At 66.4% G+C, this 24,630-nt stretch carries 20 protein-coding genes; 9 read left to right on the forward strand and 11 right to left on the reverse strand.

Annotated features, from left to right (window positions below; translation table 11 throughout):
- The first annotated feature begins 7 nt into the window (after positions 1-7).
- Both V2B31_RS14140 and V2B31_RS14145 read left to right on the forward strand, forming a co-directional pair.
- The gene (locus V2B31_RS14140; RefSeq protein ID WP_328279586.1) at positions 8-1,087 is read left to right on the forward strand and encodes a 2Fe-2S iron-sulfur cluster-binding protein; all 1,080 of its coding nucleotides are present in this window, start codon (positions 8-10) and stop codon (positions 1,085-1,087) included.
- Positions 1,077-1,850, forward strand: a complete 774-nt coding sequence (locus V2B31_RS14145) for an enoyl-CoA hydratase-related protein (RefSeq protein WP_328279588.1) — start codon at positions 1,077-1,079, stop codon at positions 1,848-1,850. Before V2B31_RS14140 ends, V2B31_RS14145 begins: the two co-directional genes overlap by 11 nt.
- On the opposite strand, the gene V2B31_RS14150 is transcribed toward V2B31_RS14145, so the two are convergent.
- From V2B31_RS14150 to V2B31_RS14170, 5 genes are all read right to left on the reverse strand, one after another.
- Entirely contained in the window at positions 1,847-2,440 is a 594-nt protein-coding gene (locus V2B31_RS14150; RefSeq protein ID WP_328279590.1) for a TetR/AcrR family transcriptional regulator, read from the reverse strand. The two genes, V2B31_RS14145 and V2B31_RS14150, sit on opposite strands and share 4 nt — an antisense overlap.
- 254 nt (positions 2,441-2,694) lie before the next feature.
- The gene (locus V2B31_RS14155) at positions 2,695-3,912 is read right to left on the reverse strand and encodes a dihydrolipoamide acetyltransferase family protein (RefSeq protein ID WP_328279592.1); all 1,218 of its coding nucleotides are present in this window, start codon (positions 3,910-3,912) and stop codon (positions 2,695-2,697) included.
- Positions 3,913-3,915: 3 nt separating this feature from the next.
- The gene (locus tag V2B31_RS14160) at positions 3,916-6,009 is read right to left on the reverse strand and encodes a transketolase C-terminal domain-containing protein (protein WP_328279594.1); all 2,094 of its coding nucleotides are present in this window, start codon (positions 6,007-6,009) and stop codon (positions 3,916-3,918) included.
- A 284-nt stretch (positions 6,010-6,293) separates the two neighbouring features.
- The gene (locus tag V2B31_RS14165; protein ID WP_328279596.1) at positions 6,294-6,767 is read right to left on the reverse strand and encodes a group I truncated hemoglobin; all 474 of its coding nucleotides are present in this window, start codon (positions 6,765-6,767) and stop codon (positions 6,294-6,296) included.
- A gap of 21 nt (positions 6,768-6,788) precedes the next feature.
- Entirely contained in the window at positions 6,789-7,661 is an 873-nt protein-coding gene (locus V2B31_RS14170) for a DUF3034 family protein (protein WP_328279598.1), read from the reverse strand.
- A 122-nt stretch (positions 7,662-7,783) separates the two neighbouring features.
- Between V2B31_RS14170 and V2B31_RS14175 the strand changes: the two genes are divergently transcribed.
- From V2B31_RS14175 to V2B31_RS14185, 3 genes are read left to right on the forward strand one after another with little or no spacing between them, the layout of a single operon-like run.
- Complete coding sequence (locus tag V2B31_RS14175; protein WP_328279600.1) at positions 7,784-8,188, forward strand: hypothetical protein; 405 nt, start codon at positions 7,784-7,786, stop codon at positions 8,186-8,188.
- The gene (locus V2B31_RS14180) at positions 8,185-8,403 is read left to right on the forward strand and encodes a hypothetical protein (RefSeq protein WP_328279602.1); all 219 of its coding nucleotides are present in this window, start codon (positions 8,185-8,187) and stop codon (positions 8,401-8,403) included. Before V2B31_RS14175 ends, V2B31_RS14180 begins: the two co-directional genes overlap by 4 nt.
- A gap of 38 nt (positions 8,404-8,441) precedes the next feature.
- Positions 8,442-10,718 carry a putative bifunctional diguanylate cyclase/phosphodiesterase gene (locus V2B31_RS14185; protein WP_328279604.1) on the forward strand — a complete coding sequence of 759 codons (2,277 nt, stop codon included), beginning with the start codon at positions 8,442-8,444 and terminating at the stop codon, positions 10,716-10,718.
- A gap of 6 nt (positions 10,719-10,724) precedes the next feature.
- On the opposite strand, the gene V2B31_RS14190 is transcribed toward V2B31_RS14185, so the two are convergent.
- Positions 10,725-12,422: a cation acetate symporter gene (locus tag V2B31_RS14190; protein WP_328279606.1), complete on the reverse strand. Its 1,698-nt coding sequence runs from the start codon at positions 12,420-12,422 to the stop codon at positions 10,725-10,727.
- Positions 12,419-12,739 (reverse strand): DUF485 domain-containing protein, encoded by a 321-nt coding sequence (locus V2B31_RS14195; RefSeq protein ID WP_328279608.1) that lies wholly within the window; start codon positions 12,737-12,739, stop codon positions 12,419-12,421. Before V2B31_RS14195 ends, V2B31_RS14190 begins: the two co-directional genes overlap by 4 nt.
- Before the next feature lie 226 nt (positions 12,740-12,965).
- On the opposite strand from V2B31_RS14195, the gene V2B31_RS14200 reads away from it, so the two are divergent.
- From V2B31_RS14200 to V2B31_RS14210, 3 genes are read left to right on the forward strand one after another with little or no spacing between them, the layout of a single operon-like run.
- Positions 12,966-14,060, forward strand: a complete 1,095-nt coding sequence (locus V2B31_RS14200) for a glycoside hydrolase family 68 protein (RefSeq protein WP_328279610.1) — start codon at positions 12,966-12,968, stop codon at positions 14,058-14,060.
- Complete coding sequence (locus V2B31_RS14205; RefSeq protein WP_328279612.1) at positions 14,057-14,962, forward strand: ROK family protein; 906 nt, start codon at positions 14,057-14,059, stop codon at positions 14,960-14,962. Before V2B31_RS14200 ends, V2B31_RS14205 begins: the two co-directional genes overlap by 4 nt.
- Positions 14,959-16,461 (forward strand): tryptophan halogenase family protein, encoded by a 1,503-nt coding sequence (locus V2B31_RS14210; protein ID WP_328279614.1) that lies wholly within the window; start codon positions 14,959-14,961, stop codon positions 16,459-16,461. The genes V2B31_RS14205 and V2B31_RS14210 overlap by 4 nt, the downstream gene beginning before the upstream one ends.
- Here V2B31_RS14210 and V2B31_RS14215 read toward each other — a convergent pair.
- Complete coding sequence (locus tag V2B31_RS14215) at positions 16,455-17,984, reverse strand: putative 2OG-Fe(II) oxygenase (RefSeq protein WP_328279616.1); 1,530 nt, start codon at positions 17,982-17,984, stop codon at positions 16,455-16,457. The two genes, V2B31_RS14210 and V2B31_RS14215, sit on opposite strands and share 7 nt — an antisense overlap.
- A 160-nt stretch (positions 17,985-18,144) precedes the next feature.
- Between V2B31_RS14215 and V2B31_RS14220 the strand changes: the two genes are divergently transcribed.
- Positions 18,145-20,655 carry a TonB-dependent receptor domain-containing protein gene (locus V2B31_RS14220; RefSeq protein WP_328279618.1) on the forward strand — a complete coding sequence of 837 codons (2,511 nt, stop codon included), beginning with the start codon at positions 18,145-18,147 and terminating at the stop codon, positions 20,653-20,655.
- 81 nt (positions 20,656-20,736) lie between these two features.
- On the opposite strand, the gene V2B31_RS14225 is transcribed toward V2B31_RS14220, so the two are convergent.
- The 3 genes from V2B31_RS14225 to V2B31_RS14235 all read right to left on the reverse strand — a co-directional run bounded on the left by V2B31_RS14225 (position 20,737) and on the right by V2B31_RS14235 (position 24,630).
- The gene (locus tag V2B31_RS14225) at positions 20,737-21,750 is read right to left on the reverse strand and encodes a LacI family DNA-binding transcriptional regulator (protein ID WP_328279620.1); all 1,014 of its coding nucleotides are present in this window, start codon (positions 21,748-21,750) and stop codon (positions 20,737-20,739) included.
- Positions 21,751-21,797: 47 nt separating this feature from the next.
- Complete coding sequence (locus V2B31_RS14230; protein WP_328279649.1) at positions 21,798-23,105, reverse strand: MFS transporter; 1,308 nt, start codon at positions 23,103-23,105, stop codon at positions 21,798-21,800.
- Between the two features lie 112 nt (positions 23,106-23,217).
- On the reverse strand, positions 23,218-24,630 hold the full coding sequence (locus V2B31_RS14235) for an efflux transporter outer membrane subunit (protein ID WP_328279622.1): 1,413 nt from the start codon (positions 24,628-24,630) through the stop codon (positions 23,218-23,220).

Consider the following 24,630-nt stretch of genomic DNA (forward strand, 5'->3'; position numbering starts at 1 on the left):
AATACAGGTGTCCACCGGCTTTCATCCCCTCAAGATAGTCGAGGTCAAACGCGAGACCGACGACGCGGTCTCTCTCACGCTCGAGCCGCCGGCCGATCTCAAGGACGCCTTCGGCTTCCTGCCCGGCCAGCACCTCATCTTCCGCGCGGATATCGGCGGCGAGGACATCCGGCGCAACTATTCGATCTGCGTGGCCCCCGGCGCCGGCCCGCTCAAGGTCGGCATCAAGAAGATCCATAACGGCATCTTCTCGACCTGGGCGACAGACACGCTGAAGGCCGGCGACACGATCGAGGCGATGACGCCGCGCGGTCACTTCACCTGGAATTTCGCCTCGGCCGAGCGCCGCAACTATCTGGCTTTTGCCGGAGGTTCGGGCATCACGCCCATCCTCTCGCTGATAAAGACGGGCTTGGCGCTGGAGCCGGCCAGCCATTTCACCCTGCTCTATGGCAATCGCGCGTCGAACACGATCATGTTCCTGGAGGAGATCGCGCAGCTCAAGGATCGCTATCTCGGCCGGCTGGAGGTCTACCACTTTCTTGACGACGAAATGGACGATGTCGAACTGTTCAACGGCCGGCTGGATGAGGCGCGCATCGCCGAGATTCTTTCCCACCTGGTCGATCCCAAATCGGTCGATGTCGCGTTCATTTGCGGCCCCGGCCCGATGATGGACACGGCGGAAAAGGCCATGATCGACGCCGGCGTCCCCGCCGACCAGGTTCTTGTCGAGCGGTTCACGGTGAACCGTCCCGCCAGCGCCGCTGAAATCCAGGCCGAACAGGCAGTGGCGCGGCAGGCCGAAGGATCGCGGATGCAGATCACCATCGACGGTCGCCGTCGCGTGGTGGAATTCCACGCCGACAAGGGCAGCATCCTCGAAAGCGCGCGCGTCGCAGGTCTGCCAGCGCCCTTCGCGTGCAAGGCCGGCGTCTGCGCGACATGCCGCGCAAAGCTCGTTTCAGGCGAGGTGCGGATGAAGGCGAACTATGGCCTCAGTGCCGACGAAGTGGCGCAAGGTTATGTCCTGACCTGCCAGGCGATCCCACTCGGAGAAGGCGTAGCGCTCGACTATGACGCCTGATCCTTCCGCAATCCTCGTCGATCGGCGGGGTGGCGTGCTGCTGCTACAGCTGAACCGGCCGGAGAAGCGCAATGCTCTGGCCACCCCGGTCCTGCTCGCCGTGGCGGAAGCGCTTCGCGACGCCGCCGACGACGACGCTGTTGGCGCGGTGGTGATGACCGGCGGGGACAGGATTTTCGCCGCCGGCGCGGACATTGGCGAACTGGAAGCCTCCACCAGCGACGATCCGGTCGAAAGCCCGCGCTATCTCGCCTGGCAGGCTATCCGGGCATTTCCCAAGCCGCTGCTGGCCGCCGTCGAAGGCTGGTGCCTTGGCGCCGGCGCCGAACTGATGATGTGCTGCGACATCGTCGTCGCCGCCAAAGACGCCCGGATCGGACAGCCCGAGACCAATTTGGGGATCATTCCCGGAGCCGGAGGCACAGCCCTCCTCCCCCGCCTCGTCGGGCCGGCGGTCGCCATGGACATGGTATTGACGGGCGAACCGATTTCGGCCCAGCGCGCCTACAACCTTGGCCTCGTGGCGCGCGTGACGGAACCCGGCAGCGCCATCGCCGAAGCGCTCGAACTCGCCGCCAAGATCGCGTCGCGCGCGCCCAAGGCGCTGGCGCAGGCAAAGGCAAGCGTAAGAGCCGCGCTGGACACGCCCTTGTCGGCGCATATTCGGGACGAGCGTCAGCGCTTCATTTCCCTGCTGGGCGGCGACGAGATGCGCGAAGGCATTGCGGCCTTTCGTGACAAGCGCCCGCCCCTGTGGCGTTAGGGGCTCGCTTCCGCGCGAAGCGCGTTGGCGACCACGATGTCCGCCAGTTCCTCCGCATCGATCGGACCTTCGGGACGGAACCAGGTCTTGGTCCAGTTTATCATGCCGAACAACAGCATCGTCTGGACCCTCGCCCGCACGGGGTCGGCCGCGAGCGACGGATGAATGCGGACCAGCAGGGACTGCACGGCATCGACCACGCCCCGCTGCTTTTCGACAATGATCCTGCGCCGGTCCTCCGGGAGATTGCCCAGTTCGTTCAATAGGACATTCTGCCGGTCGGCGGCTCCGACATAGTGGCGCATGAACGCATGGATCATCTTCGATAGAAGCTCCGCCGGCTCGCCGCCGCCAGCCATCACCTCTTCCACATCGAGGACGAGCTGGTCGATATGCGACGCCATGACCGCATAGAGCACATCTTCCTTGGACGGATAATAGTGATAGAAGAGCGACTTTGACGTCGCGCAGGCGGTTGCGAGATCCTGAACCGACGTTCCGCGAAAACCAGCGCGCGCAAAAAGCTGCGCAGCCTTTTCGACGATCGCCTCGCGCCTTTGCTCATAATCGGCGGCCTGCGTACGCGCCATGCTTGCGATCACTCCCTCGTTCGCGTCTGGATCGGACGACTTGTCGAACGGATGTGACGCGGACCCTTGCCAAGGTCAATCATGCGCGCGCCATTCTTCTTTCTGGCCCGCGCCGGCCACTCCAGCGCGGATCATCCTCTTTTCCAGGGGAAAAAGGGTCACAGCGCGGGATCGGGACGACCCGCAATCATCGCATCGGCTTTCGATGTTCGGATGTCGCCCTCACGGCCATGCTGCCCGGAGCGACGGGAGCATCATCCATCGATCGGCCAGTTCTCGATGACCTCAACGAAGCGCGACAGCCAGCCATTGGTCTGATGACCATCGACGACGCGGTGATCGATGGTCAGCGACACATAACAGAGCGGCCGGATCTGGATCGTGTCAGCGCCGCCGACGTCGCGGACGACGACGCGCTTTTCGAGCTTGCCCACGCCAAGGATCGCCGACTGCGGCTGCGCGATGATGATCGGCGAGGCGAACAAGGAGCCTGACACGCCATGATTGGAAATGGTGAAGGTGCCGCCGCGCATGTCCTGGGGCGTCAGCTTGCCGGTGCGGGCGCGGCCGGTAAGATCGCTCAGCCGTTTCGCAATGCCGAGCAGCGACAGGTTCTGCACCTGACCCACCACCGGAACGACAAGACCCTTGTCGCCGAGCGCCGTGCCGACACCGATGTTTATGTCGTCGAAGATATCGAGCCGGTCATCATACCAGCGGCTGTTGATCGCGGGCGCGACCTTCATCGCCTCGGCGCACGCCGCCACGACATAGGCCGTGAAGGTGAGGTTTGCGCCGGACTTCTGATAGTCGCTCTTGTGCCGGGCGCGGTGGGCCATGATCGCGCCGAAGTCGCATTCGAACACCGCGGTCACATGCGGCGCGATCGTCACCGACTGGAGCATATTCTGCGCAATCGCGAGGCGCATCCGGTCGTGGGGAACGGATCGAACACCCCCTTCGCTTGTTGGCTGGGGAGGAGGGGCGGCCGGAGCGACTTGCGCTTGCGCGGCGACCGCGCGATCGACATCGGCGCGGGTCAGCCGCCCGCCGCGACCGGTCCCGGTCAGCGCGCTCGGGTCGATGCCGGTCTGTTTCAAGGCCCGGCGCACGGCCGGCGAATGGCCGGCAACCGCAGCAGCCCGCGCCGCGCCTGGGCCAGCCGCTTCTTCGCGCCGACCGCGATCGACCGCCGTATGGGAAGCGGACGGGGCCGGCGCGACGGCAGCGCCGTCCGTCGCCGCATCGCCCAACCTGCCCAGGATCGCGCCCGGCGTCGCTTCGTCGTCGGTGTCCAGCAAGATTGCCGTCAGCACGCCGGCGGCGGGCGCGGGCACTTCTTGCGTGACCTTGTCGGTCTCGAGTTCGACCAGAGGATCATTGACCGCGACCACGTCGCCGATCTTCTTCAGCCAGGAACGGACAATGGCCTTCGTGCCCTCTTGCTCAAACGGGACAAGAATATCGGTCATCGATCAGAACCCCACCAATTCATCGATCTTGGCGCGAATACGATCCACGGACGGCACCGCCCAGTCGAGCAGCACCGGATTATGGGGGCTGGGTATGTCGGGCATGGTCAGGCGCGCCACCGGCGCGTCGAGGTCCATGAACGCCTCGTCCGCGACAACCGCCGCAATCTCCGCGCCGAAGCCAGCGGTCTGCAAATCCTCATGGACGATCAGGCAGCGCCGGGTCCGTCGCACCGAGGCAAGCACCGCCTCCCGGTCCCAGGGCATCAGCGTGCGCAGGTCGATCACATCGGCCGAGCGTCCTTCGGCCGCCTCTTCGCAGCGCGGGACCATCGCGCCCCAGGTGACGATCGTGATGTCGCTGCCCGTTCGCGTCAGTCGCGCCTTGCCGAACGGAAGCGCAAAATCGTCCCCCGGATAGGGCCGCCGCGCCCAGGCATGATCGAGCATCGCGCGATGTTCGAAGAAGATGACCGGATCATTGCCGCGCAGCGCGGTGCGCAGCAGCCCGACCGCATCCTCCGCGTTTGACGGCACCGCGACCATCCAGCCGGGGGTGTGGACGAAGGCGACCTCATTGGTCTGGCTATGCCAGGGATCGCCGCATTTGAAGAATCCGCCGGGCACGCGCAGCACCATCGGCGCGGCAAAGCGGTTGTTGGTGCGCCAGCGCATCGATCCGCAGTCGTTGATCTGCTCGGTCGCGGGTTCGGCATATTTGCGGAACTGGATCTCCGGCACGGGCACGAGCCCCGCCAGCGCCATGCCGACGGCGCGCCCGACGATGCCTTCTTCGGAAAGGCTGGTGTCGAACACGCGCGAAACGCCATATTTTTGTTGAAGGCCGAGCGTCACCGCATGCACGCCGCCCTTGGGTCCGACATCCTCGCCGAAGATGACGACGCGGTCGTTGAGCGACATCTCATGATCCAGCGTCCGGCGGATCGCCGTCACCATATTGATGCGCTGGCCTTCGGGCTGCGGCTGATCGGTGCAGACCGGCGAGGCATAGCCCAGGCTATATTGCCCGCCCATCGTCTGGATTTCGCCGTCGAAGAACACGTGGCGGGTGACGGTTTCGGGATCAGCCACCCCCCGCGCTTCCGCGCGCTCGCGGGCCGCTTCGGCATCGGCGCGCGCTTGCTGCTCGATCTCGTCCCACTCCGTCTCGCTGTCGACGATCGGCGCGAGATAGTCGCGCAGCTTGGGGAGCGGATCGCGCGCCCACTCGGCCGCGACCACCTCTTCCGATTTGTAGCTCTGCGTATCCTGGAAGCTGTGCCCTTGAAGGCGGGGAACGGTCAGCCGCAACAGGCAGGGGCCATTGCGTCCACGCACATGGGCGACCGCCTCGTCGATCATCCGCGCCGCCTCGGCGGGTTCGGTGCCATCGCCCGACAGGATCTTCAGCCCCCCAAAGCTCCCGAGATTTGCCGCAATGTCGCCGCCCGGAGTCTGGAAGGATGATGGCACGGAAATCCCCAGACCATTGTCCTCGATATAGAAGAGCATCGGCAGTTTCTGGGTGGTCGCGATCGTCAGCGCCGCCCAGAAGCCGTTCGTCGCGACCGACGCCTCCCCGCCCAGAACGACGGCGATGGCATCGTCATGACCTTCGGCACCCAGCACGGTGCGGTAATATTCGATGGCCTGCGCCCAGCCGGCCGTCGGCGTATATTGCGCGCCGACGCCGCCGCACATCGGAAGCGCCGATGCGCCGGCCAGATTGGGATAGTTGAAGACGACGCCGATATCGCGCCCGTCCGAATAGCCGCCGGCCCGGCCCATCGACGACCCCAGCGCATCGGCGACATCGACGCCGAGCGAGAGAAGCAAGGGGCGCGAGCGATAATAGCCGCACGTCGCGTCGCGCGGATCGGTCAGCCGCTCGCCCAACAGAATTTGCGCCATGTCATGCCCGCGCGCGGAAAATTGATAGAGGACCTTCTTCTCAGGGACCAGGCGCTCCTCTTCCATCGCGTCGAGCGCGCGGGAGAGATGGACAAGATACGCGATTCGCCGCCAATCGCGCGTGGAATCCGGTGAGTTCCGACCGCGCTGCGCTGCTAAAGGCTCTTGAAGCACGTCCCACCTCATTGATTGACTGTCCGGTCGGACTATTCATTTTCGGTGGCGATTGCAAGCGAAAGCCATGGCGGGTCATGCCGGCGCACGGCGGGACGAAACGGGGTGCGAACTTAGTGGCCCGTTTGGAAAAACAGGCGCCCATAGCGCAGTCCAGCGATGGATGCGCGAACAAGGCCATCGGACGGCTCCGATTGCTCTGATCCTCGAAAACGGCGTCATGCTCTCGCCCGTCAAGCAGGCACGCAGACAGGGATCGCGCAGTTCGATCGGGCCGCGAAGGCAGCGCCCTGCGATTATTTCTGCAGCACGTCCCGCCGCATCGGCGCGAGCTTGGATAGGAAGCGGTTCTGCGCCTGGAAGTCGACGCCCTCGGCCGCCATCGCCGCCTGCAACCGCTCGACCAGCCGGTTCATGTCGGCCTTCTGGATGCCCATATCCTTGTGCGCGCTCGCCATGTCGCGGCCGGTATAGCTGCACCCCGCGTTCAATATGTAGCAGAATTGCTCGAACAGCACCCGCTTCAGCCGCACCTTGTCCTGATTGGCGAAGATTTCGCCGATCACCGGATCGGCGAAATTGCCCTCGACGAAATGCGCCACGATCCGGCGGATGCCCTCCTGCCCGTGAAAGGCGTCCGCCATGCCCGTGCCCGTAAAGGGCGTCGCCCCCGCGTTGCGATCATCGACCGTATAGGGATCGACCGCCTCCTCCCCTGGCATCGCGTGGGGGGCAGCCTGGAGCAGCAGCAGGGAGAGAAATATCGACATGGCGGAAATCCCCGGAACGAGTCAGAAGGCGGCCTGAAGCTGGAGGAACAGCCCGCGCTGCCCCTTCACCGTGGCGATGGAGCCCAGATCGGCATAGGCGATAGTGGCGGTCAAATGGCGGTTGAGCGCATAGGCGGCGAAGGCATCGAACCAGTCATCCTCCCGCGCGATGCCAAGATTATCGGGCTTGGAGCGAAATTCGCCGCCCACAGCGAAGCGTCGCGACAATTGCCAGGCGGCCGATCCCTCGAACTGGACGCCATAAGCGTCCTTCTTGTCGCCGCCGAAGCCCAATATGCCAAGCTGGTTCGCCTTGGTCAGCCTTACCGTGCCCGACAGCAGGATGGAGCGCGACAGGAACAGCCGGCTGACCGAGGCATAATAGTCGACACCCTCGTCATCCTTCGCGCCCACCGCCCGGACGATCGCACCATTATTGTTCTTCTTATATTGCACCCCGACCGCTACCGCCGGCATCCGGTCATAGACCAGATCGCCCGCCAGCCTTACTTTCGCGCCGATCACATCCTGCGAAAAGGCATAATCCTTGCCCAGGCCCAGCGCGACGCCGATGTCGTTGGTGTTGAAATTCTGGTGCGCGTAGCTGATCTCCAGCCGGTCGCGAATGCCGATCGCCACGCCCGCGCTCTGATAGTCATAATCCTCGACCTCGACCAACGTGCCATGGCCCGACAGGCCGATACCGTCGCTGGTCTCGTTGCCCGCGATCACCGCCCAGGGCGTCAACCCTCCGCCGCTCGCCCCTTCCAGCGAGGAAATGCCGTTGGTCAGCAGCAATTTCCCCCCATTACGGAGCGGTCTCGCCAACGCATCGGCTGGCGCGAAAAGGGTGAACGCGAATGTCGTGGCAAGTGCCAAAGCTGCGATCTTCATGAGGCGCGGCCTAGCGCATCAAGGTTAACACCCGGTTATGCGCGTCTTTCTTCGGCTTCGATAGAAACTGCCCCAAAGTGCACTAATCATTTATTTAAGGTTCATCTTTATTAGCAGCGCTCATGCGTATCCTTCTGTCCCTTCTGCCTGTCGCGACCCTGGCGATCGGTATTCCCGCCGCGCGCGCCGGCGACCTGGACCTCAAGATCGTCGATGCCGCTGGCCGGCCGGTCAGCGATGCCGTCGTCACCGTGCGCCCCGCCGGCGGCGTGCCCGCCGGGCCGATCCGTTTCCCCTGGGGCACGACGATGGTGCAGGAAAACATCGCCTTCGCGCCGCATGTGCTGATCGTGCCGGTGGGGGCGACCGTGCGTTTCCCCAATCACGACAAGGTGCGCCACCACGTCTATTCCTTCTCGAAGCCGGCGAAGTTCGAAATCAAGCTGTTCGGCAAGGACGAGACGGCAGCTACACCTTCAAGAGCGCGGGCGCGGTCGCTTTGGGCTGCAATATCCATGATCAGATGAGCGGCTTCATCAAGGTGGTCGACACGCCCTTTGCCGCCAAGAGCAATGCCGCTGGGCAGGTGCGGGTCGCTGGCCTTGCCGCCGGGACGGCGCAGGTCACGATCTGGCACCCGCAGATGAAGGCGAAGGATAATGAGCAGCTGATCCTGGTGTCCGTCCCCGGCAGCGGATCGGTCGCCAAAAGCGCTACCGTAGCGCTGCGCGCGGGCCGCTGATGCGGCTCCCCGTCCTTCGGCGGCGATATCGGCGGGCGGTGCTGCGCCTGCGTTCGGCCCTGACGGTCAAGATGACCCTGCTCTACGGCGCGATGTTCGTCGCGGTCATGGGCGTGTCGCTCTACGCCACGCGCAGCGCGATCGAACGCTATGCCGATGGCGCGATCCGCAAGGAGATGACGGCGGGCAGCGCCCTGTTCGATCGGATGACGGCGCTGCAATTCCGTCAGCTGGCGCAGGCCGGCACGGTGCTCGCCAGCGATTTCGGCTTTCGGGAGGCGGTGGGCACGGGCGACGCGCCCACCATCGGCTCGGCGCTGAACAGCCTCAAGCGGCGCTTCGGCATCGACCATGCGCTGTTCGTCGGGGTGGACGGGTCGATGGCCGGCGATACGCGCCAACTTGCCGCCACCGAAATGACGCAGCTTTACGACGCGCTGGACGCCGGGCGCGAACAGGGCATCGTGCGCTGGGGCAGCCACAGCCACATGGTCGCCGCCGCGCCAGTGCGCGCGCCGATGCTGACCGGCTGGGTCGTCTTCGCCAAGAATATGCGGCCGGGCGACCTGCGGCAGATGGCGCGCCTTTCCGCCGCCGACCTGCACCCCCGGCTGCTGCCGGTCGCTGCCCTGCCCGCCGGCCTGCGCGCTACCAAGGGCGCGACGATCGCGACCGATGAGGTGACGCGCGCGGGCCATCATATGCTGGTGCAGGCGCGCCCGGTCGAAAATCTCGTGCCCTCCGCGCCGCAGATGCTGGTGCTGGAATATAGCCTCACCCGCGCCATGGCAGCCTATTCGCCGATCCTGACCGCGCTGCTGCTGTTCGGCGTGATCGGCACGCTGCTGGCGCTGTGGGGCGCGTTCATCATGTCGCGCAGCCTCGCCCGGCCGATCGTCGCGCTGGAAAGGGCGGCGCGGCGCGTGAGTTCGGGCGAACATGCCGAAGTGAAGGTCGAAACCCGCGACGAAGTCGGCCGGCTGGCCCGCAGCTTCAACCTGATGGTGAACGCGGTCGAGGCGCGCGAGCGACAGATTGCGCATATGGCCTTCCATGATGGCTTGACCGGCCTTGCCAACCGCAGCCTGCTGCGCGAGCAGATCGCGCTTGCGCTTCAGCGGGGCGACGGGCTCGCCCTCTTCTGCCTCGATCTCGACAATTTCAAATCGGTCAACGACACGCTGGGCCACCCGACCGGCGACGCGCTGCTGTGCGAAGTCGCCGCGCGGCTCACCGAAACCTGCCGCGGCGGCTTCGTCGCGCGGCTGGGCGGCGACGAGTTCGCGGTCATCTCTGCGGACGGCGCGAGCCAGGCCGACCAGACCGGCCGCGCGATCGTCAACGCGCTTTCCCGGCCCTTTCAGGTCAACGGCCACCGCATCGTCACCGGCGCGAGCGTCGGCATCGCGCTTGCCCCGCAGGATGGCGACGACGCCACCAGCCTGCTCAAAAATGCCGACCTTGCCCTCTACCGCGCCAAGCAGGACGGCAAGAACGCGCACCGCTTCTTCGAGGAGGCGATGGATGCCGAGGCGCAGGCGCGCCGGGCGATGGAGGTCGATCTCCACGACGCGCTGCGCAACGGCGAGCTGGAGCTGCATTTCCAACCGCTGTTCGGCCTCTCGCAGAACCGGGTGACGGCATTTGAGGCGCTGCTGCGCTGGCAGCACCCGACGCGCGGCATGGTGTCGCCGATCCAGTTCATTCCGTTGGCGGAGGAAACCGGGCTCATCATCCCGATCGGCGAATGGGTCATCCACGAAGCCTGCCGCGTCGCATCGACCTGGCCCGACCATATCCGCGTCGCCGTAAACGTCTCCCCCGTCCAGTTCCGCAGCAGCACCTTGAACGGCATCGTGCTCCAGGCGCTCGCCCGCTCCGGCCTCGCGCCCCAGCGGCTTGAGCTGGAGATCACCGAGAGCCTCTTCATCGACAATGTCGAGGCGACGCTCGCTTCGCTCCATTCGCTGCGCGCGCTGGGCGTGCGGGTGGCGCTCGATGATTTCGGGACGGGCTATTCCTCGCTCTCCTATTTGCGCAGCTTCCCCTTCGATAAGCTCAAGATCGACCGCAGCTTCATCGTCGATCTGCTGGCGCATGAGGGCGCGACCGCGATCATCCGCGCGATCACCACGCTGGCCGACGCGCTCGGCATCGAAACAACGGCCGAGGGTGTCGAGAACAGCGACCAGCTGGAAATATTGCGCGCGGAAGGCTGCGGCCAGATCCAGGGCTATTTCTTCAGCAAACCGATCCCGGCGCGGGATGTCGGCGATCTGCTGGAAAAGCTCGACCGGGATCAGCTCGCCGCCTGACCGGCATCAATGGTCGCTCGCCCCGAACGCGCCGATCCCGGTTTCCGCCCGGACTCGCTGCTGCGCATAGCCCGCCTTGTCGATCGCCGCCCGCGGCGACCTGTCTGACAACGAAATCAGCCAGATGCTGAGGAACCCCATCGGCACCGAAAAGATCGCGGGCGAGCTATAGGGAAAAGGCGCTGGCCCCAGGCCGAAACTGTTGGTCCACACCGCCGGCGAAAACAGCGTCAGCACGAAGGCCGTGGTCAACCCCACGAGGCCGCCCCAGGTCGCGCCGCGCGTCGTGCAGCCGGACCAGAGCAGCGACATGACGAGCACCGGGAAATTGCCCGACGCCGCCAGCGCGAAGGCCAGGCTGACCATGAAGGCGACATTCTGCTTCTCGAAGAGCAGGCCGAGCAGCACGGCAAGCACCCCCAGCACCAGCACCGTCACCCGCGACACCCGCAGCTCCGCGCGCGAATCGCTCTGTCCCTGCCGGATCACGGTCGCATAAAGATCATGGCTGACCGCCGACGCAGCCGACAGCGTCAGCCCGGCAACCACCGCCAATATGGTCGCGAAGGCGACGGCGGAGATGAAGCCCAGAAAGGCGTCGCCGCCTACCGCATGGGCCAGGTGGATCGCCGCCATATTGCCGCCGCCCAGCAACGCACCCTCGCCGTCAAGATAGCGGCTCTGCGTCCCCACCAGCACGATCGCGCCGAAGCCGATGATGAACGTCAGGATATAGAAATAGCCGATCCACCCGGTCGCCCAGAACACCGACTTGCGCGCTTCCTTCGCATCGGGAACGGTGAAGAAACGCATGAGGATATGCGGCAATCCCGCCGTCCCCAGCATCAGCGCCAGGCCGAAAGACAAAGCCGACACCGGATCCTTGATGAAATTGCCCGGCATCATGATCGACCGGCCCCGCTCGGCGGCGGTGGCCGCATCCGCCCCGCCCGCGATCGCCGCCTGCGTCTTGACCTCCACGGCCCGCGCGAACAGCGCCTCCAGCGAGAATCCCGTCTGCGCCAGCACCATCACCGCCATGAAGCTCGCGCCGCCCAGCAGCATCACCGCCTTGATGATCTGCACCCATGTCGTCGCGCGCATTCCCCCGAACAGGACATAGAGCATCATCAGCGCGCCTACGACCAGCACCGCCACCGCATAGGGCAGGCCGAACAGCAATTTGATGAGCTGCCCCGCCCCCACCATCTGCGCGATCAGGTAGAAGGACACGACCAGCAAGGTGCTCGCCGCCGCGAAGCTGCGCACAGGCGGCTGGGCAAAGCGGTAGGAGGCGACATCGGCGAAGGTGAACCGGCCCAGGTTGCGCAGCCGCTCCGCCATCAGGAACAAGAGGATCGGCCAGCCCACCAGAAAGCCGGTGGAATAGATGAGACCGTCATAGCCATCGTTGAAGATTTGCGCCGAAATCCCAAGAAAGGAGGCCGCCGACATATAGTCGCCCGCCATCGCCAGCCCGTTCTGGAAGCCGGTGATGCCCCCGCCCGCCGTATAGAAGTCCGACGCGGTCCGCGTGCTTTTCGCCGCGACCTTGGTGATCCAGAGGGTCAGCGCGACGAAGCCGACGAACAGGGCGATGGCGACCCAGTTGACCGGCTGCCGCTGCGCCTCGCCTTCCAGCGCGGCAGCCAGCGCCGGCGTCGGCGCGAACAGCAGGGCGAGCGCGACAAACGCCGCTCTCACGCGCGATGGTCCGCAAGGATATCGGCCATCGCCTTGTCATAATGGCGGTTGGCATGGGCGACATAAAGGCCGGTGAGCAGGATGCCGATCAGGATCACGCCGATCCCGACCGGGATGCCGACCGATGTCACCCCGTCGCCGATCGGCGCGCCGAGCAGCGCCTTGTCGAACGCGATCAGCAGCAGATAACCGGTATAGATGACGAATATCAGCGCCGACAGCCACCAGCCGAGCCGCGCCCGCCGCGCCACCAGCGCCCGGTAACGTGGATCGGCCGCCACCGCCGCGATCATCGCCGCATCCCGCCCGTCCGCCATCCCGTCTCCCTTCGCGTTGCTTCCCCGTATGATATAGCCCGACAAATGCTTTGCAACGGCGTCGGAGAAAGTCTCTTGCAAACGATTGCCTAACCGAATAAAGGATGAAGCGGGCAGCGAATATCTGGTGAAAAGCCACGCTGCTGTCGCACTGTCGAGGGAAGGCGTCATGGTGACTGCACGCACCATGGCCCTTCCCTTCTACCCTGGGGGAGGATTATCGGTGATGAGCGCGCGCTGGACAGCGGACCATATCCGCGCCGCCGACGCCGGCGCAACCCGCGCGCCCCTGATCCTCGCCGCCCATGTCAGCCGGATCGCGCCCGACCTCGACATATGGGACGCCTGGCCTATCCAGTTGCGCGACGGAACGCCCCTTGCCCTCGATGACGGATCGCAGCTCTGGATGGCGCTTGCCGCGCCGCAATTTCCCGACCCCGACGAGCGGCACGGCCATGCCCGCATCCACCTGTTCCGCCATCAGGCCGGCGCATGGCGCGCGCTCGGCCCCGCCATGCCGGACGGGTTTTCGCCGGGCAGCCGCGAATGGTCGGGCTCGGCGATCTTCGACCCCGAAAGCCGCACCGTCACCCTCTACTTCACCGCCGCCGGCCGCCGGGGCGAGGCGGCGCTCAGCTTCGAGCAGCGCCTCTTCTCGGCCCGCGCGACGCTCACCGGCGACGCGCGGCTGGATCAGTGGCGCGATCTCGCCGAAATCGTCCAGCCCGACCCGGCCCATTATATGCCGACCAGCGGGGCCGGCGGCGGCATCGGCACGATCAAGGCGTTCCGCGACCCCGCTTATTTCCGCGATCCCGCCGATGGCAGCCATTATCTCTTCTTCGCCGGATCGCTCGCCGGTTCCTCGTCCGCCTTCAACGGTGTCGTCGGCTTCGCTTATGCCCCGCCGGACCAGCCCGACGACTGGACCCTCTTCCCGCCGCTGATCGTGGCGGACGGGCTCAACAATGAACTGGAACGGCCGCATGTCGTCCATCATGCCGGGCTTTACTATCTCTTCTGGTCGACCCAGCGCCATGTGTTCGATCCCGCCGGCCCGACCGGTCCGACCGGCCTCTATGGCATGGTGTCGAGCCATCTGCGCGCCGGCTGGCGGCCGCTTAACGGCAGCGGCCTCGTCTTCGCCAATCCGGTGGAAGCGCTCGCGCAGGCCTATAGCTGGATGGTCCTGCCCGACCTTCGCGTGACCAGCTTCATCGACGATTGGGGCGGCGGCGCCGATCGTCGCTTCGGCGGCACCTTCGCGCCCTTCATCCAGCTCTGGCTGAAGGGCGACACAGCGGGCATTATCGCATCATGACCGACGAACCCCTTCTGGCTGGAGTCGAACTGGGCGGGACCAAGGTGTTCGTCCTGCGCGCGCGCGGCCGCAATATTCTCGATCGCGTGGCGCTGCCCACCACCGGCCCGGACGAAACGCTCGCCGCCGCCGCTGCCCTGCTTGCCGACTGGCAGCGAGATCAGCGCTTCGCGGCGCTCGGCATCGCCTCCTTCGGCCCGATCCGGGTCGATCCCGCCGCGCCCGACTTCGGCCTGATGCTCCCCACCCCCAAGCCCGGCTGGACCGGCGCGGATGTCGCCGGCGCGCTCTCGCGTGACATGGACTGCCCGGTCGCGCTGGACACCGACGTCAACGGCGCGGCGCTCGCGGAATGGCGCTGGGGCGCGGGCGCGGCGGGGACGAGCGACTGCCTGTGCTACATCACCATCGGCACCGGCCTTGGCGGCGGCTTCGTCATGCACGGCCAGCCGCTGCACGGCGCGATGCACCCCGAACTCGGCCATATCCTCGTCCGCCGCGCGCCGGGCGATACCTTTGCGGGCGCTTGCCCCTTCCATCGCGACTGTATCGAGGGGCTGATCGCCGGCCCGTCGCTCGCCGCCCGCTTCGGCATGGCCGGCGACCTTATCCCGAACGAAGATCCGCGCTGGGACGATGTCGCGCATGATCTGGCGCAGCTCATCGGCACCATCCTGCTCACCACCGCCGCGCGGCAGGTGCTGATCGGCGGCGGTATCGGCATGGGCCGCCCACAGCTGCTGCCAAAGGTCCATGCCCTGCTGGTCGATCAGCTGGCGGGCTATCTCTCCTTCGTCACCCCGCAGACCGTCGCGCAGATCGTCCGCCCGCCCGCGCTCGGCGACCAGGCCGGGCCATTGGGCGCGGTCGCGCTGGCGCTGCGCGCGCTCGAACAGGCATGACCGGCGATCGCGCGATCCGCTCCATCCTGATCGTCGGCGGCGGCACCGCCGGCTGGATGACCGCCGCCGCGCTCGCCCATGCGCTGCCACGCGGCTGCGCCATCACCCTCATCGAATCCGAAGAGATCGGCACCGTCGGCGTCGGCGAAGCGACCATCCCGCCCATCCGCCTGTTCAACGAGACGCTCGGCATCGACGAAGCCGACTTCCTGCGCGCGACCAAGGGCAGCTTCAAGCTCGGCATCGAATTTGTCGGCTGGGGTGATCTTGGCCATCGCTATTTCCACCCCTTCGGCACCTATGGCAAGCCGTTCGACATGCTGCCGGTGCACCAGCATTGGCTGGCCGCGCGCGCGGCAGGATCAAACGTGCCGCTCGATGACCTGTCGATGGCATGGGGCGCCGCCAAGCGGGGCGGCTTCGCGCCGCCACAGGCCGATCCGCGCAGCATCGGCTCGACCTTCGATTATGCCTATCATTTCGACGCCGGCCTCTACGCCGCCTATCTGCGCCGCTATGCCGAAACGCGCGGCGTCGCGCGCGTGGAAGGCAAGGTGAGCGACGTCGCGCGGGACGGCGAAAGCGGCGATGTCGCATCAGTCATGCTGGCCGACGGGCGACGGGTGGAAGCGGACCTCTTCATCGACTGTTCGGGCTTTCGCGGGCTGCTGATCGAAGGCGCGCTGACGACCGGCTATCAGGACTGGACCCACTGGCTGCCCTGCGACCGAGCGGTCGCGGCGCCCTGCGCGCGCATCGCGGCGACCACGCCCTACACCCGATCCACCGCGCGCGAAGCCGGCTGGCAATGGCGCATCCCGCTCCAGCATCGCACCGGCAACGGCTATGTCTATTGCAGCCGCTTCCTCTCCGACGATGAAGCCGCCGCCACGCTGATGGCGAACCTCGACGGGGAAGCGCTAGCCGATCCGCGCCAGCTCCGCTTCGTCACCGGCCGGCGCAACCTGTTCTGGAACCGCAACGTCATCGCCATCGGCCTGTCGAGCGGCTTCATGGAGCCGCTCGAGTCGACCAGCATCCACCTCATCCAGGCGGGCATCGCCAAGCTGCTGGCCCTGTTCCCCACCCGCAGCCTCGATCCGCTGGTGCGCGACGAATATAACCGCATCGCGATCGGCGAATTTGAGCGTATCCGCGACTTCATCATCCTCCATTATAAGCTGACGCGGCGGCAGGACAGCGAGCTGTGGCGCTATTGCGCCGCGATGCCGATCCCGGACTCGCTGGCCGAGCGCATCGCCCATTTCCGCCGCGATGGCCGGCTCGTCACCCGCGATCTCGACCTGTTCGGCGCGGCGAGCTGGACAGCGGTGCATATCGGCCAGTTCAACCTGCCGCAGGGGCGCGATCCGTTGGCGGACTATCTCGCCAACCCGGATGTCAGCCGCGCCTTTGTCGATAAACTCGCGGCCGCCATCGCGCGCGCGGCTGAGACGATGCCGCCCCATGACGCGCACCTCGCCCGCCTGCTTCAATAGCGCGGCGGCGCGATGTCGAACGCGATGGAGAGGCGCTCGCCATCGGCGAAGGGTATGGTCCCATGCCACAGGGTCGACGGGAACAGGACCAGCCTCCCCACCGCCGGCTCGACCTCGCCATAGGGCGCCAGGTCCAGCCCAAGCTCCGGCGGCGGCGTGCCGAAGCGCAGCCAGCCGGCGGGCGGCGCGCCCATCGTCTCGGCAGCCGGCAGCGATATATAGAGCGCCGAGCTGATCCAGCCCGCCGGATGGCTATGGCAGGCATGATAGCCCTGCGCGCGCAGCCGCACCGACCAGCTGCCGGCGAAGCGCAATTCCGCGCGCGGCGTCCCCAGCAGCGGATGGCCCTCCTCCGCCGGCGGCAATTGCGCGACATAGGACCGCACCGCTGCCTCGATGGCCTCGCGCGTGCGCTGCACGATCGGCTCATGGCGGAACAGCAGCGGCCGGTCGGTCTGGGTGCCGCCGCGCACCGACTGGTCGGGATAGGGCGCGGCCGCCCCGTGCAGCGTCCGCAGCAGATCGGCCAACTCGGCGAGTTCCGATCGATCGAGACCGATGTCCATCGCCCGGATGAAGGTGTCGGGACGGTCCAGCCACGCTGCGCGCGGATCGCCCGTCAGCCGCCAGGCGACCGCCATATAGGGCCAGAACAGCCGCGCCGCCTGTCCCCCCAGATGCCGCTGGGCGATTCCCGCCGCACGCTCCGCCGCTCCGCCCCGCAGCGCATGGCGCACCCGCGCCAGGTCCAGGCCCGGATCGCCCTTGTCCTCGACAGCATCAAACAGCGCCGGATCATAAGCATCGCTCGACTCGCTCGCGAGATATAGCGCAGCGGCGGCGAGCGCCGGCAGGTCGCCAAACGCTTGCCGCGCCTGCGCCAGTACCTCCGCCGCCGCCGCCCAGTCGCGACATTTGGCAAGCCAGTGAAACCATCCGAGCCGCAGCGCCGGATTGCCGGGCTCGACCGCCACCGCCTCGGCAAAGCCACGGTCGTCTCGCGCCGGCCCCCCCGCCAACCGGCGCAGCGTCGCCAGATAGGTCTGCCCCTCGACCCAGCCCGGCCGCGCCGCCAGCGCGGCCAGCATCAGCGCCTCTGCGTCAGCGCCGCGCCCCTCCGCCGCCAGCGCGCCGGCATGACTACGCGCCGCTTGCGGGTCATCCGGTGGCGCGTCGCGCGCCGCGCGGAACAGAGCGGCGGCGGGGCGCCCGGTCTCATAATGGATCTGCGCGCGGAGCATGGCGATGTCGGCGTCACCGGGGGCAAGCCGCGCCGCCGCTTCGATCGCCGCCAGCGCGGGCTCATGCCGCTGCCCCTGCCATCGCAGCATCGCCAGCAGCCAGAGGCAGCGCGACTGGTCGGGAGCCATGGCGCATAATTGCTCCATCGGCGCGATGGCGGCAGCGGCCCGCCCGGCGCGCAAAGCGTCGAACACAGCCGACCCGACCGCCGCTACATCGCCCGGCATCAGCGCCGCTTGGTAAGTGATCCGGTCCACCACTGATGCGACATCCGCCGCCATGTTCGCTCCTCCGCCCACCGCCTTGTAACGCGGCTTGTCGCGCGCGAACAGGATTTTTGCAAACCTTTGCAGAAAGCCTGTTGCAAAGGTTTGCGGAGCGGTCTATTCCAAATGTACCGACCACCGGAAAGATGTGGCGGACGGATTTTTCAGGGAGGGGATGAAGATGCGCCTTTCGCAACCTTATGCAATTTCAAGCCTGGCGCTGGCCGCCGCCTGCTGCTGGACCGCGCCTGCGTTGGCGCAGGAGCAGCCGGCCGACGGAACGCCCGCCGCGCAGGATGATCGCGCGCCGATCGCTGGCGAGGATATCGTCGTCACCGCCGCGGCGGGCGACAAAAGCCGCTTCCGCTCCTCCATCTCGGTGTCGCAGGTCAGCCAGGAATCGATCCAGAATTTCACGCCCCGATCCGAAGCGGAAGTGCTGCGCTCCATCCCCGGCCTTCAGCCGTCCGACACCGCCGGCCCCGGCGGCAACGCCAATATCGGCGTGCGCGGCATCCCGGTATCGACCGGCGGCTCGGAATATGTCGCGCTTCAGGAGGACGGCCTGCCCGTCACTCTGTTCGGCGACATCCAGTTCGGCAACAACGACTATTGGCTGCGCTTCGACCAGAATGTCGAGCGGGTCGAGGCCGTGCGCGGCGGCTCCGCCTCCACCTTCGCCAGCCAGGCGCCCGGCGCGGTCGTCAACTATATCAGCAAGACCGGCGACAAGGAGGGCGGCGCGATCGCCTTGTCCAAGGGGCTGGGCTTCCGCGAATCGCGGGTCGATTTCGACTATGGCGGCCCGATCACCGACACGCTGCGCTTCCATGTCGGGGGCTATGCCCGCGAAGGCGGCGGCCCGACCAACGAGGATTACAACGTTCTGCGCGGCTATCAGGTGAAGGCCAACCTCACCAAGGATCTGGGCGAAAAGGGCTATATCCGCCTCTTCTTCAAGCGGCTGGACGAACATGCGCCGACCAACACCACCATGCCCTCGCTGGTGACGATCAAGGGCGACAAGATCACCGGTTTCAAACCGCTGCCGACTTTCGACGCGCGCGACGGATCGACCTATTCGATCTACAATCGCGAGTTTCAATATGTGAGCCGCAACGGCCAGCTCGACACGGCCAAAATGAACGGCATCCACCCAAAGGTCACGTCGGTCGGCGGGCAATTCCACTATGAACTCAGCGACATGCTGACGGTGGACAATAATTTCCGCTACACCGACATGAGCGGCAGCTTCGTCACCCAGTTCCTGAACGTGGCGACGACGGCAAGCGTGCTGGGCTCGACCGTCAATGGCGCGACCGTTGGGTCGATCCGCTACGCCGCCGGCCCGCAGAAGGGGCAGGTCTATACCGGCGCCTATCTCAACAATAATCCAAACATCAACACGCAGATGACGGACATGGGCAGCATCGCCAACAATCTGGGGCTGACCGGCAAGTTCGACCTCGGCGGCGGCAGAGTCACGGTGCAGGCGGGCTGGTTCCACATGAGCCAGAACATCGCGCAGGTGTGGCATGTGAACCGTCAATATAGCGCGCTGGACGGCGAAAATCCTGCCCCGCTCAACCTCTTCTCCACCACCGGCGCGCAGCTGACGGCGGCGGGCCAGGCCGGCTTCAACGACAATTGGGGCAGCTGCTGCTCGCGCGCGGTCGATCTCACCTACACCGACGACGCGCCCTTCCTGTCGGCCAATTATTCGGGCGGCGGGCTGGACCTCGACGCCAGCGTCCGCTTCGACCGCATCCGGGGCGAAGGCACGGCGCAGGGCGGCGTCGCCGGTCCCAACTATACGGTCACGGACGAGGTCGGATCGGCCACCCTGCCCTCGCTGATCCCCGGCGGCCCGATCGAGCGGATCAACTATAAGCGCAGCTACACCAGCTGGTCGATCGGCGCGCTCTACGCCTTCTCCAACAGTACCAGCATCTTCGCCCGTGCCAGCCGGGGCGGCCGCTTCAACGCCGACCGGCGGACGCTCGGCGGCAATTTCAACGCCGACGGCTCGCTCAACGCCCAGGGCGCGAGCACAGCGGTCAATTTCCTCAACCAGCAGGAAATCGGCGTGAAGCAGCGCGGCTTCATCGGCGCTGCCGGCAATTATTCGGTCGAAATCACCGGCTTCCGTTCGACCCTGACCGAAAATAACTATGACTTCACCCGCATCAACAACCCGCCGCCCAACAATGATCCCAACATCTCGAACAGCTACCGCGCCTGGGGTATCGAGTTCACCGGACGGCTGAATGTCGGCGATTTCCACCTCGCCGCCGATCTCACCTGGGTCAATCCCAAGATCAAGGACAGCGCGACGGCGACGCTGGCCGGCAACCGGCCGGGCGGCATCCCGAAGCTCACCTATCTGATCTCGCCCTCCTACGACATGGGCCTGTTCGCCGTCGGCATCTCGGCGAGCGGCCAGAGCAGCGCGCCGATCGACGATTTCAACACTTACACGTTGCGCGGCACCACCTTCTTCAACGGCTTCGTAAAGGTGCGGCCGGTGGACAATCTGGAGGTCGGCCTCAACGCCAACAATCTCTTCGATACGCTCGGCTATCGCGCCGGCGGCACGCTGCTGCCGATCAACGGCACCAGCGGCATCTTTCAGAACAGCGCGGTCTATGGCCGCACGATCACGGCGTCCATCCGCTACAGCTTCTAGAGGGGGGCAGCGCGGCCGAACCTTCCCCGTTCGGCCGCGTGACGATTGGCCCGGTTCCCATGCGGAACCGGGCCATTTTCTTCAGCTGGATTCGCGCAGCACCAGTTCGGGGGCGATCTCGATCGACTCGCACGGCTGGCTGCCCAGGCGGCGGAACAGCAGGTCCACCAGCAGGCGCGCGCCCGCGCGGATATCCTGCCGGATGGTCGTCAGCGGCGGATTTGTGAGCTGCGCCAGCGGAACGTCATCGAACCCCACGACCGACATCTGCTCCGGCGTCGCCAGACCATGCTCGGCCGCCGCCGCCATCACGCTCATCGCGGTCACATCCGACGCGGCGAACACCCCGTCGGGCCGGCCTCCGCCCGCAAAATAGTCCGCCGCCGCGCGATAGCTCGCCTCGGGCGTCACATGCGCGTGGACCAGCGTCACCTGCGCCCGCATGTCTTCCGGCAGGCCGCTCAGGAAACCCTGATAACGCGCCGCGAATTCGGGCACGCCCACATTGCCGAAGAAGGCGAGGCTGCGCCGCCCCCGCTCCAGCAGGTGCCGCGCCGCCATCGCCCCGCCCGCGACATTGTCGGTGCCTACGGTCAGATAGGCGTTGCGCGCCGAATGCGCGCCCCAGATCACCATCGGGCCGTAATGGCGCGCCACCTTGTCCAGCACCGCGCTCTGGTTGGACTGGCCGATGATGATGATGCCGTCCACCCGGCCCGCCCGGATGAACAGGTCCAGCCAGTCGTCCCCCTGCGGCAGCACGCGCGAGAGCAGCAGGTCGTAACCGCGCTCGGTCAGCTCGTCCGCCAGGAAACCCAGCATCGCCATGAAGAAGGGATCGGACAGATGCTGCCCGCGCTCATGCCCCAGCGGCAGCAGCACGGCGATCGCGCCGGTGCGCCCCAGCCGCAGATTCTGCGCCGCGACGTTGAGCTGAAAGCCGTGCGCCGCCGCCAGTTCCTGAATGCGGCGGCGAGTCTCCTTGTTGAGCGCGCCCTTGGATGTCAGCGCCCGCGACACGGTCGACACCGACACCCCGGCGATGCGCGCCAGGTCCGTAATGCTGCGGACCGTTCCGGGATCTTTTTGTGCCATCCGTCACCTCTAGGCAGGTTGACATGGGCAGGCAATCCGTCGTGGCGTCATGCGGCCGGGCGCACCCGCCCGGCCAGCAGCGTCGCCACCCCGGCCGCGACCATCATCGCGCCCGACAGCAGCAGGATGTTGCGCGGATCGCCCCCCAGCAGCGGGCGATAGATGATCGGCACGATCAGCGTCTCCAGCAGCATCGGCACCACGATGAACATGTTGAAAATGCCCATATAGACCCCGGTGCGCTCGGGCGGGATGGCGTTTGCCAGCATCACATAGGGATTGCCCATCATGCTCGCCCAGCCGATGCCGATGCCGATCATCAGCGGGAAGAGATGCGCCCGGTCCTGCGCTGCGGGAATAGCGAGCATCGCAAGGCCCGACAGCGCGACCGCGGCCGCATGGACTTGGCCCGCGCCCAGCCGCCGGCTGATCGGCACCATGGCGAAGGCGGCGACGCAGGCGATGGCGTTGTAGAAAGCGCCTGCCTCCCCCGTCAGCAGCACCGCCTGGCGAAAGCCGCTGCTCGCCGGATCGGCGGTGTCGAAGATCGACCGCGCCAGCGCCAGCCCGATAAACTGCCAATAGGCGAACATCGCGAACCATTGCAGCAGCATCGAGGGGCCAAGCGCCCGCATGGTCGGCGGCATCTCCCGCACCGCCGCCACGAAGTCGCGCAGCGCCGTGCCGGCCGACATCCGCTCCGCCTTCATCCGCGCAATCTCCTGCGGCGGCAGCGGCAGTTCGGGCACGCGCCACACCGACCACAGGATAGTGGACAGCGAAATCACAGCGCCAGCGGTAAAGGCGATCCGGGTGACATCGGGAATGCCGTTGGCATCGACCAGATCGGCGCTGATCCCCCACCAGACGAGCAGCGACGGCGCGAGATAGGCGAGCGTCTGGGCGAGCCCGGTGAAAGCGCTTTGCGTGAGGAAGCCCAAAGCCCGCTGACTCTCGGACAGCCGATCGCTGACATAAGCGCGATAGGGCTCCATCGTGATATTGTTGGCGGCGTCCAATATCCACAACAGGCTGGCCGCGAACCAGAGCGTCGGACTGCCCGGCATCAGCAGCAGCCCGATGCTGCACAGCACCGCCCCGATCAGGAAATAGGGCGTCCGCCGCCCCCAGCGGCTCACCGTCCGGTCACTGAGCGCGCCGACGATCGGCTGCACCAGCAGCCCCGTCACCGGCCCCGCCAGCCACAGCAACGGCAAATGCGCCTCGTCCGCGCCGAGATAGCGGTAGATCGGGGCCATATTCGCCTGTTGCAGACCGAAGGAGAATTGAATCCCGAGAAATCCGAGATTCATCTCGATGATGCGCGACAGGCGCATCCTCGGCTTGTCCACCATCGCGCGCACGTCCCTCTCCCTGCCCGGTCCGGTTTATCCGGTCGCGGCAGCCGGGTATAGCAGAGACAGTGTCAATTGCAATCGTTTGCCGAACCGCTGCGCGGTGCGCGCTCTATTTCAGCCCGCCCCCCAGCGCGCGATACAGCTCGACCATATTGCTCGACCGCGTCAGCCGCGTCGCCAGCAGGCTCTGCTCGGCATTGTAAAGCGCCCGCTGCGAATCCAGCGTCGAGAGGAAATTGTCGACCCCCGCGCGAAACCGCGCTTCCGACAGCGTATAGGCGACCCGCGCCGAATCGCGCAGCGATGTCTGCGCCTCGACCTGCTGTGCCATCGTGCCCCGCCGGGCGAGCGCGTCGGCGACCTCGCGAAAGCCCGTCTGCACGCTTTTCTCATAGGTGGCGACCATCGCGTCATAGGTCGCTCGGGCATATTGGAGATTGCCCTTGCGCCGTCCGAAATCGAACAGCGACAGGTTCGCCGACGGCGCGACCGACCAGAAATCGCTGCCGCTGCCGAACAGGTTGGACAGGCCCTGGCTCACCGATCCAAACGCCGCCGTCAGCGAAATGGTGGGGAAGAAGGCCGCCCGCGCCGCGCCGATATTGGCGTTCGCGCCGCGCAGATCATGCTCCGCCGCCGCGATGTCGGGCCGGCGCAGCAGCACGTCCGAGGGGATATTGGCCGGCAGATTTTCCAGCGTCGCGCTCCCCTGCGGCATCGCATCGGGCAGGTCGCCTGCAGGCACGGTCGTCCCGGCCAGCAGGTTGAGCGCATTCTGGTCCTGCGCCACCAGCGTCGTCGCCTGCGCGATGTCGGACCGCGCCTGGTCATAGCTGGTCTGCGCCTGCCGCACCTCCAGTTCCGACGCGATGCCCTTGGCGAAACGGGCGCGGGTCAGTTCCAGCGTCTTGCCGAACGCCTGCTCCAGATCGCGCGCGATCCGCAGCCGCTCCTGATCCGCCGCCATGGTCAGCCAGGCGTTGGCGGTTTCGGCGATCAGCGCGGTTTGCGCGGCGTTGCGGTTCTCGACCGCCGCGAAATATTGCTCCTGCGCCGCCTTGCTCAGGTTCCGCACCCGGCCGAACAGGTCGATCTCCCAGGACGAAATGCCGATCTCCGCCTGATAGACATCGTTGTTCAGCCGCTGCGACTGGCCGAACTGCACCAGCGGCTGCTCGCTATAGGTGGCGCTGCCGGTCGCGCCGACCGTGGGCAGCAAGTCGGCGCGCTGCACCCGATATTGCGCCCGCGCCTGCGCGATATTGGCGACCGCCAGCCGCAGATCGCGATTGTTCGCGAGCGCGGTCTCGATCACCCGCGCCAGCCGGGCGTCGGTGAAGAAATCGCGCCAGGCCGTGTCCGCCGGCACGATCGCGCCGCCCGCATCGGCGGCATAGGCCGGCCCCTGCGGCGATGCGACCGGCACCGGGCTCGCTGGCCGGACATATTTGGGCGCCAGGTCGCAGCCGGCAAGCGCCAGCGAAACGGTAAGCGCGCCCAGCGCATGGATGCTGCGCGTCAT

The organism is Sphingobium sp. (assembly GCF_036170395.1).
Taxonomy (GTDB): Bacteria; Pseudomonadota; Alphaproteobacteria; order Sphingomonadales; family Sphingomonadaceae; genus Sphingobium.

Bases quoted from the DNA above. Each gene is read 5' to 3' on its own strand.
- V2B31_RS14215 (WP_328279616.1), bottom strand. From the start codon at position 17,984: ATGGCGGCGGATGTCGCATCAGTGGTGGACCGGATCACTTACCAAGCG.
- V2B31_RS14175 (WP_328279600.1), top strand. From the start codon at position 7,784: ATGCGTATCCTTCTGTCCCTTCTGCCTGTCGCGACCCTGGCGATCGGT.
- V2B31_RS14205 (WP_328279612.1), top strand. From the start codon at position 14,057: ATGACCGACGAACCCCTTCTGGCTGGAGTCGAACTGGGCGGGACCAAG.
- V2B31_RS14145 (WP_328279588.1), top strand. From the start codon at position 1,077: ATGACGCCTGATCCTTCCGCAATCCTCGTCGATCGGCGGGGTGGCGTG.
- V2B31_RS14170 (WP_328279598.1), bottom strand. From the start codon at position 7,661: ATGAAGATCGCAGCTTTGGCACTTGCCACGACATTCGCGTTCACCCTT.
- V2B31_RS14225 (WP_328279620.1), bottom strand. From the start codon at position 21,750: ATGGCACAAAAAGATCCCGGAACGGTCCGCAGCATTACGGACCTGGCG.
- V2B31_RS14160 (WP_328279594.1), bottom strand. From the start codon at position 6,009: ATGAGGTGGGACGTGCTTCAAGAGCCTTTAGCAGCGCAGCGCGGTCGG.
- V2B31_RS14180 (WP_328279602.1), top strand. From the start codon at position 8,185: ATGAGCGGCTTCATCAAGGTGGTCGACACGCCCTTTGCCGCCAAGAGC.
- V2B31_RS14200 (WP_328279610.1), top strand. From the start codon at position 12,966: ATGAGCGCGCGCTGGACAGCGGACCATATCCGCGCCGCCGACGCCGGC.
- V2B31_RS14230 (WP_328279649.1), bottom strand. From the start codon at position 23,105: ATGGTGGACAAGCCGAGGATGCGCCTGTCGCGCATCATCGAGATGAAT.
- V2B31_RS14155 (WP_328279592.1), bottom strand. From the start codon at position 3,912: ATGACCGATATTCTTGTCCCGTTTGAGCAAGAGGGCACGAAGGCCATT.
- V2B31_RS14150 (WP_328279590.1), bottom strand. From the start codon at position 2,440: ATGGCGCGTACGCAGGCCGCCGATTATGAGCAAAGGCGCGAGGCGATC.
- V2B31_RS14210 (WP_328279614.1), top strand. From the start codon at position 14,959: ATGACCGGCGATCGCGCGATCCGCTCCATCCTGATCGTCGGCGGCGGC.
- V2B31_RS14220 (WP_328279618.1), top strand. From the start codon at position 18,145: ATGAAGATGCGCCTTTCGCAACCTTATGCAATTTCAAGCCTGGCGCTG.
- V2B31_RS14165 (WP_328279596.1), bottom strand. From the start codon at position 6,767: ATGTCGATATTTCTCTCCCTGCTGCTGCTCCAGGCTGCCCCCCACGCG.
- V2B31_RS14195 (WP_328279608.1), bottom strand. From the start codon at position 12,739: ATGGCGGACGGGCGGGATGCGGCGATGATCGCGGCGGTGGCGGCCGAT.
- V2B31_RS14235 (WP_328279622.1), bottom strand. From the start codon at position 24,630: ATGACGCGCAGCATCCATGCGCTGGGCGCGCTTACCGTTTCGCTGGCG.